Annotated in this window: 6 protein-coding genes; all 6 read left to right on the plus strand. The window is 40.8% G+C overall.

The genetic code is table 11. The annotated features are described in order from the left end of the window. The first annotated feature begins 75 nt into the window (after positions 1-75). The 6 genes from EI161_RS05890 to EI161_RS05915 all read left to right on the plus strand — a co-directional run bounded on the left by EI161_RS05890 (position 76) and on the right by EI161_RS05915 (position 9,198). On the plus strand, positions 76-2,808 hold the full coding sequence (locus EI161_RS05890; protein ID WP_192529213.1) for a contractile injection system protein, VgrG/Pvc8 family: 2,733 nt from the start codon (positions 76-78) through the stop codon (positions 2,806-2,808). 54 nt (positions 2,809-2,862) lie between these two features. After that, on the plus strand, positions 2,863-3,783 hold the full coding sequence (locus tag EI161_RS05895; RefSeq protein ID WP_192529214.1) for a hypothetical protein: 921 nt from the start codon (positions 2,863-2,865) through the stop codon (positions 3,781-3,783). A gap of 18 nt (positions 3,784-3,801) precedes the next feature. Continuing rightward, positions 3,802-6,528: a T6SS effector BTH_I2691 family protein gene (locus tag EI161_RS05900; protein ID WP_192529215.1), complete on the plus strand. Its 2,727-nt coding sequence runs from the start codon at positions 3,802-3,804 to the stop codon at positions 6,526-6,528. Next, entirely contained in the window at positions 6,529-7,740 is a 1,212-nt protein-coding gene (locus tag EI161_RS05905; RefSeq protein ID WP_192529216.1) for a DUF6708 domain-containing protein, read from the plus strand. It begins immediately after the preceding gene. Positions 7,741-7,808: 68 nt separating this feature from the next. Next, positions 7,809-8,870, plus strand: a complete 1,062-nt coding sequence (locus EI161_RS05910) for a hypothetical protein (RefSeq protein ID WP_192529217.1) — start codon at positions 7,809-7,811, stop codon at positions 8,868-8,870. A gap of 19 nt (positions 8,871-8,889) precedes the next feature. After that, positions 8,890-9,198, plus strand: a complete 309-nt coding sequence (locus EI161_RS05915; RefSeq protein ID WP_192529218.1) for a hypothetical protein — start codon at positions 8,890-8,892, stop codon at positions 9,196-9,198. Positions 9,199-9,228 lie beyond the last annotated feature (30 nt).

Below are 9,228 nucleotides of genomic sequence, written 5' to 3' on the forward strand. Positions count from 1 at the left end.
TGGGCAATCTGTGCGCAATTTATGATCTTACAATATTAAACTTTCCACCTTTGGACTGATAGAGAAGGGCTTGTCATGGTATGGACTCAAACAAAGCGGCATGTGCAACTTAGTAGTGCCCATCCTGATATTGCCACCAGTCTCATTCAACAGGCTGACTTGGTTGAAAGCTTGCTGGGTATGCCATTGCCCGACAGTGTTTGGAGTAAGTCCGCGCTTATGCCAGCACCCGATGCCTATCCAAGCCCATACCATCAAGACCAACGAGTACAGTCTTATCAAGAGCGACAGCTTGCACTCTATTGCGGCTACCGTATTAGTATTACTCTACTGCAGCCACGAGCAGGACTGGATATAAAGCAATGGCTAGGGCAAAGTCTCTCGGTACATTGGAATACGGGGGATACGCTATTACCAAGCCAAACCCGTCACGGTATCATCACCGAAGCAATTGCTCTCGGTAGTAACAGTGGTATGGCCGCCTATCGTATCATCTGTGAACCTAACTTAGGTCAATTACGCCTGAACAGTCATAATCGCCGTCACCATCATCTCAGTCTCAGTGAACTCATTACCCAAATCATCAGTCCATACGATATGAACGTTGAGATTGACGAGCGCCTCAGTGATGACAGCAACTATCATATCCAGCATAGCGTGCAATACAACCAAACCGACCTGGCATATTTGACTCAATATCTTGCCCTCTATGGCGTCACTGGCTACTATCGTCATGAGAGTGACAAGCACACTCTAGTCTTGTTACCTAGTGATGGCGAAGTCCTACGTCCAGACACAAACGACATTCAAAGCATCCTCAGTCAAAACCCAGCCAACCTCGCTGATAGACAAGATCGCATTACTGCCATTCGCCCGCGTATTGCTCAGCATACTCAGCACAGCGATCTACATCGTTATGACAGTCGCTTGATGAGTACCTATACTGGCAGTAGCAGTAGCGAGCAACCTATCGACTCATCAAACAGCACGCATCAGCGCTTTATGCACAGTCATAGCCGTTTTGATGATGACAGTCTCGATAAGCTTGCCACCCGCTACCAGCAGAACGCACAGCAGCGTGCCAATCTAGGCAGCCTCACTGGTAATATCCGTCACTTAGAGCTGCCAAGTAGCCACTATATCGATGGTAATCCTTATTTAACCGATCCCATCAGTCTGGTGTCTATTCATCAGCACATTAATAATCATATCCCGGCAGATTGGTTGGGTATAGCCGCTTTTGATCCTATTACCTTACAGCCAAATACCGACCATGAAAATGATGACGGCAATGACGACAACGTCCATCACATCAACGCCTGCTACCTACCGTTTCCGCACCATCACCATATTCCCTATGGGGAACAGCTGGACAAACTTGGACAACCGCATCCGAGTCTAACAGGACTTATGAGCGCCAGCATCATAGACATAGACAGCAGCGCCATTACTCATGACCGCAACCACCGTGCCCATATTAGATACCACTGGCAGCAAGAAGAAGATGGGCAGGATAACAATAGTGACAGCGCGCATTGGATACCCATTGCTAGTCATTTAGTCGCTGACCACATGGGACAAACCCATCCTTTGCGTCATGGGCAACATGTCCTTATTGACTTCATCGGTGGTGACATCAGCCATCCCATCATTATTGGCAGCACCCATAACGGCCAAGGTAATTCTGATGCTCAGCATAATAGCATCGTCAGTGACACTGATAGCATTGATGCCACCAGTCCCGCTTGGTTTATTAATCAAAGCCATGCTCACCCCATAGATGGTATCAAGACTCAAAGTATCGATAGCAGTCGCACAGGCGAGGCGACCAAAGACAGCCTTATTAATGGCTATAACCAGCTAATGTTTGACGCTCATCCTGACAGTCCGCAGATTAACGTCTATAGCAGCAGCTTCCAGTCTAGCCTGACTATCGGACATCTGTATCAGCATAGCGACCATACTCGTGGGCAAGCTCGAGGGCGCGGCATTAGTTTAGAGACCCAAGCCGCTGCTAATGTGCAAGGCAGCACAGGTATTCATATCAGTAGCCAAGCATCAGACCCCTTATCAAAATCTCACATGAGTCATAACAGCCATAGTAAGCTGCAAACCGCTGACCAACATCAGCAAGCTTATGCTCAGCTGGCTGAGACTCATCAGCCAGTGGGACTAGAGGGCAGCAGCAATAACAAGCAAAGCAGTAGTAAAGAAGATGCGCAAACACCTTTTGCCCAATTTAGCGAAGACACTAATGATAGTACGCTTAGCGAGTCCGGACAATGGCAACAAGCCAATCTGCTGATCGACTCTCAGCGTCATCTAGCGATGCTAAGCGGACAACACAGTCAGCATACCAGCACTAAAAACACCCATAGCCACGCCACTGATAGCACCCATCATCATGGCCAAACTCAGATGAATCAACTGGTCGCAGGCGATATTCACTACTACTCAAACAAAGCACAGACCCATACCGCGGCTCATGGCGATGTGACGATACAAGCTCATCAAAATCAGATGCGCCTTGATAGCGAGCAGACGCTACGCATCCACAGCCGAGACAGTATTGAGATTATCGCGCCTGATACGTTAACGCTAAAAGCGGCGGGCAGCGGCATTGAGATATCGGGTGGCAATGTGACCTTTATTACGCCAAGTCAAGTGGGCTATAAGGCGAGTAAAGTAGATTGGGGCAGTGGGGGTGGAGAAGCTAAAAACCTGTTGATGAAACAGATGCAGTTTGAAGCTTGTGAGAAGTTGTCAAAGCAGGCTGAGGACAATCATGCTGCTAGTACTGACTTATAATAAAAATAACTTTTACTCAAATCTTACACGCAAATATAAAAGCATGACAGCATAATGAATATCCAACCAAAAAAAACACTGAGCGTAAGCTTACAGACTCAAAGCCTCGATTTTCGAGCACTTAGCACCTTTGATGTCATGATGGTTCATCATAGTCAGACAGAGCTGATTGAAGAGATTAATTCTGCTTTCCCCGACGCTATACATTCATTACAGCAAGAGTTGCTTAGCTATCATATGATTGATAGTCCAGTTATGATTACCCTAATCTCAGACATTCTTAATATCCTAGAGGTGCATTTGCAGCAATGTGAGCTGCTATCTCATAGTCATGGGCTACTTGCACTGCTTGATTATACTGCGCCTAATAGACGAGCGCATCAAACAAGAATGAGTGCCAAAGAGTATTTACCAGACGAGATTGAATGGCAGCAGATAGACAAAGATATCAATGCTTTAGAAAACTTTAAGTTAAACGCAGAGCAAATTGCTTACACGCTTAGTCTTAATCAAATTATTCAAAAAAGTGGTAAGAAAAAGCATTTTCGCTATTTGGATGCGCAAGTACTCATTCACCTGCTGCCATTAAATCAGCACGCCTACATTGCCAATCGCTATGGCTATCCTAATCGGCTTTGGCTATCAATGGATAATAGTTGGTATAGCTTAGATAGTATTCATCACTATAAACCAGAGCAGGTTAGACAAGTACAGCGCCTACCAAGCTACTGTCCACTAACGCAAAACCAGCTAGATAGTATCAGCACGCTTAATCGCTTTTTTGCCAAAAAAGGTATCGATGGGACTGAGTTGATACTGAATCACTACAGTTCATTGCTGAACTGGTTAGACAAAGCAAATACTCAACTAACCGCCGCCACGCATCTGACCAATCCTGTTGACCGTATGACGATGATGAACCGATGGCTGTATGAGTGCTATGAGCAGTCAGGTTTAGTGACATTAGATAATTAAGAATTAAGGAATAAGATAATGGCAAATAGCAATAGATGTGATCAATGTTTGACTCAAGGGATTACGATATTACCTACGCGTTGGGGATGTAGACTTAACAAAAGTTTCTTAAAGAAAAGTAGTGTTTCTAATATTTTATTTAGCTCTAGGTTACTTCGTGAAGGCTATATATACATCCTTGACAATAATGGAGAATGGTATGGCTATGCCGTCACCCAAGGGCGTTATCTAAAGCAATTTGATGTACAGAATACTTCAAAAACTCCTGATTTACCGATATCTGATTATACTTGTCACAGAGGTGATAACTGTACAGCATTGAACAGCTTTATTCGTATTCCTAACCCAAACAACGATATAGAAACTTTGTGGTGTGCTTATAGCCCGGTTAAGTGGACACCTGCAGTGATTGAAAGGCATCAAAATAATATTAATGACGCTAAAACTAATAATATGATTGAAGTACCCGTATCTACTACTCAGTCGAAAAGCAAAATATCTTTAGGAACAGGTGAGTCACAAAATGGTGGCGGCTATGATTTATGGAGGTATGATCCTGAAGGAGATAATAAAGAAGAAACTTATCAGTACCTTGCTCTTGAATACTTTGATGATATTAACCCGTTTACGGAACAACTTTATAGTCCAAATAAATCAGATGAAACAAAAAAACTCAGTACAGAATTATCTAGAACAGAAAAAAATGGGAATCGTGTATTGAGTGTCAACTTTAACGATACTATTGGTAAGTTAATTGACCTAAACGAATTTATGATACAAGCAAAACTTGCCTATAGACCATCAGAAAGTGCAGTGCAAGGCTATACTGTAGCTAAGCTGATAAATACTCTAAGAGACAATATTGACCAAAAAGCAAAAGCTGATGCAGAGCAACACATAGCTAGAGTCAATACAGTTTCTGATGCAATGCAAACTTCACCAAGATGGGAAGGAGATGGGCCAAGTGAAGAAGAACAGCAGGTGGAGGAGCAAAGAAGGCAAGAAGGTGCATTAAAATACACTCAGAGTCAACGTCAAGGAGCATGGTCGGACTATAGCAAATTAATTCGTGAAAGTGAGATGGATAGATGGCTATCAAACTTTGAAGCCAGATCTATGAAACGCAAAAAAGAACTCAATAATATGCTAATTTCATTATCTAGCTACTACAGTGTGTTTCTTAAAGATAAAGATTTAAAAACAATGATGACTCAATGCTTCGATAAAAACGATGAGCTGAGCTGCATTTACTATACTTTAACCGTTCAGCAGTTTGTAGGCGCAACAGCTACTATTCCTGGGCAAGCTAGATTGTATGATTTACAATTATCAGAAAAAAATGCGAGCGACGAAGATAATTATTTAGCGAGAGCGCTTATATTTAATCAAGATAAGGTAGCTAAATATATTGATGGTCTTACTCCAGTTACTCGTCTGACCACAGATGAAATAGTAACTGCTTCTTGGTCAGGGCTATTTAATACAGGCTCATCAGAGATCTTTAAGATGTTTGATGAAAAAGCTAAACAATTAGGTGTTACTGTTGGACTGGCTGAACAGCTCGCTATACCGTTTATGGAAAAGTACGGCACGAGTAGTCAACTTAATAATATTATTGTAGCGCAAAAAGAGTATTTATTTGGTTATCATCATGAAAAAGCGCTAATTATTGTTCAAGGTAAAGGCACGTTTAGCGAAGCCAGAACTGCTTTGAAGGAGGGCATATCTAGAATCGCTGGTACAAGTAATCTGCCTACTCGTATGCGGTATAGTATAGATGAGGCGCTTAAAATTACTGGAGAAAATACAAGACTAAACAATTCTTTTAGTCAAGATTTTTTATATCACATAGATAAATCTCAAGTTAAAAACAGCACTAGTATTTATCAAAGTAGTCAAAAGGCTATTAAGGACAAAGGTAGACTGCAAAGTGGGGTCGCTAGTAGTGTAAGTACATCATCTATTATAAGACCAGCGCCTAATACTTCAAATACCACCTCTAGTGCAAGAGCGCTTGAAACATATAATACGAATGTTCCAGGTAGCAGAAATTATAATATATTTAAAGGAATTGTCGATCAGAATATAGACTTAGCGACTAGAAGTAACTATTTTGGTGGTATGCTCCAAAGTATCGCTTGTGTGTTTTTGGTTCATAGTTTTTTTATAGCCCGAGCAAAAGATGAGACTGGAATAACCGAGGGCGCAAAAGCTGCTGCAGGACTTATGGTACTTATAGCAGGAGGTTTGGAGCTACGCGGCAATGCAAGTCAGCTTATGGTAAATGAGTTTAAATTAGCTAAAAATGCGGGAAAATCCGTAGATGCTAAGAAATTATCTGATGCTACTCGTCAAGCAGGTCGATTATCAATAGGCGCAAGACTATTAGGTATTGGCGGTGCAGCAATATTTGCAGGGTTTGATTTTAATTCTGGAAATAAAGCGGGACGTAATGACGATGGCGTCATGCAATATGCTTACTACGGTTCAGCGGCAACAGGTATAGGATCAACGCTGTTTTTGACATTAGGTGCTGGTATGGCAGCTACGGGTATTGGAGTTGTTTTACTTATTGGTTTTATCGGTATCAATCTATTTATCGGTTACTGGCATAAGACAGGCATGGAGAATTGGCTCAAGCATAGTATATGGGGGACAGACAGCAACAACTGGTCACTTGAACATACGCTAAAGCAATTTGACCATGCTGTGGCTGGCGAAGATATTGACCTACGGGATAACTAAATGATAGACATCAATGGCAGAAACCCCTTTGCAAAATTTACTTATAGAGAAGTTAATCAAAAGCTAGATAATAATTTTGGAATGGGCTTAGGTGGTCGAGTCAGAGAGCTTAATGACTTTAAATGGCTTGATAAAAACCATCGTTATGATGTACCCCTGTATCCACAGCGTACTGTCGTACAGTTTAACTCAACCTATATGGAACTCACAGGACGCCAAGATAGAATACGCGGAGACGTCACATTTGGCGGTATATTCTTTTTGACTATCATTAGTATTGGAATATATTACACAACTTCTAGTGTTTTATTAGATATCACTAAAGGTAATACCTATGCTGTTGCCTATGTTGGCGTTATTACAGTCTTACTGATACTGATGGCTGTTTATTTACTAGCTTTACTCTCAACCGAACTGTTTACCTATACCTATTTGCCTATGCGTTTTAACCGTAAGACACGTAAAGTCTATGTCCGTCAAGCCAATCGTAAAGTTGAGGTTTTTGACTGGGATGAACTACAGTTCTATATGGCAACTACGTACAAAGACGGTGGTGATGTACGTGGCCTCACCCTTGCTGATGATGGTATGACCATTACTAGCATGTTTAGTTTACCATTCGTTAGTGATCTGACCGCTAAAGAGATATTAGGTGGAACGCAGCTAAAACAACATTTTGAATTTGTTCGTCGTTATATGGAAGGTGGTGATAAACAATTTGTAGAAGTTAAAAATGCTATTCGCTATATTCATCCTGTACATCAAAAAAGGGAAAGTCCATTATTATCATTTCAGCGAGCTACATTAGCAGCACTGGATTCAGATGAAAACATGGAGTATCCCAAACAAGCACTAAGATTACATTGGACACATTTAGCAATCATCATACAACTGTGGCTACGCTATCTAGGGCGTCTACTCTCTATCAACACCAGCATTACCCCCAAATTTAGCCCAGAGATAGAAGCTGAATGTCAGATAGATCCTAACGATCCGTATGACTTAAACAAAAACTTGCCCGAAGGTAATATTGAAGATGTCAATCAACCACTCTGGAAAAAGCTGGCTTATAGCGTCGGCCTCATTCTATTTGGCATTATCATGCTGTTTGCGTTTGCATTCTTCGTAGACATCATTGGTAGTATTCGGGGGCATTATCCAGATGTAGTCGGTAAGCTATGGTGTTTATTTAGTTTTAAGTGGTTGTCTTAATAAATCATTGGCTACCTTTTTATTACTGTATGTGATTGCTTAAATAAAAAGTAACTAGGAATAACAACATGCAATTACGCGACGACTTCGCCAAACATATCAGTGAGCTTCACAATCCTATTGACCGTCCTTATACCACTCGTATAGACAGAAGATTATTAGAGAGTACTGAAGATATTGAACATCTTAACAAAGAAATTCATGATGTTAATCCTGACTATCTGACCTTCTTACCAGCATATTTTTGGATGTTTTATTTTGCTATTGGCTGGGTTTATTTTTCTTCATTTTGGTTAGGTAATTATTTTCTTCAAGATATTGGAGAGGTTGTCTTTATAGATGGTGAGTTTAGTCTTTTTGATATAGTATTCAGCTTCTTATGGATTGTTGTATTTGGTACGCCACTAATCCTACTTCTATATCAACTCATCAGAAAGCACTTTATTCGTACCCAGTATTACTTCTTAAAAAAAGAACAGAAAATAGCTTATTACTACCGTCCACTGATGAAATTTAGACAGCCTTATGAGCTTAAGATAGTAGATTATAAAGACGTACATCCAGACTTGCATCTGGACAAATATAATCAAGCGTACACACCACTCAATCTCTACGTCGCTGATCCTCAGACAGGTGACATTACTCACCATCTAAAGCTAGAAGATTATAGAGTCAATCCACGCGTACAATGGGCATTTATCCGCACTTATATGGAAAGCCCAGCGGATGATCTGCCAATAGACAACGAACTCTGCCAAGCATACCCAGCTGACACCAGTAAATCATTGTTTGCTTGCACTGATATTATTTATCGAAAAAACGGTATACTGCCTAGTGATCATTCTGGCGGTGGTCAGATCATGGTCTTTATAATAGGCTCAATAATAGCTTTAGGTAATCTATTTCAGGCTAATCATTACCAATGTACCAAGCGAGCCATCTTGCATCCTGACGTGCAGAAGCTACTTGCATGGGACGGACAAAGCAACCCCTATCCAATACAGCCCATAACTGATGAAGCTAAACTAGCCTTTGAAGGTAGAAATTGGGAGGTTAATGTCAGATGGGCGTGTATCATACTTATTAACGTTGGTTTATTTGCATGGGCGGTAGTGGCTTATAATAGTTGATAAGAAATGGAATAAGCCAATGATTGAAGACAAGCATAGTAATTTTGCCAAACATATCAATGAACTACAAGAAGTTCTTGAAAGCCCTTATAGCAGTGAGATAAATAAAACCTTATTAGATAGCGATGAAGATGTTGAACACTTAAATAAAGAAATTACCAATATTAACCCTGACTATATGAGCTTTTTCCCTAGCTATTTTTGGTATTGGTATTTTGGTATCGGTTGGATATATTTTTCTTCTGTTATGTTTTTTAGTATTTTTATTGGGGATATATTTTATAGAGAACCAATGAAAGGTTTAGGCTCTGTTTTAATAGTGTGTTGATATAACTTATTGATAAATGATATAATGACT

Source organism: Psychrobacter sp. FME5 (genome assembly GCF_014861375.1).
Lineage (GTDB): Bacteria > Pseudomonadota > Gammaproteobacteria > Pseudomonadales > Moraxellaceae > Psychrobacter.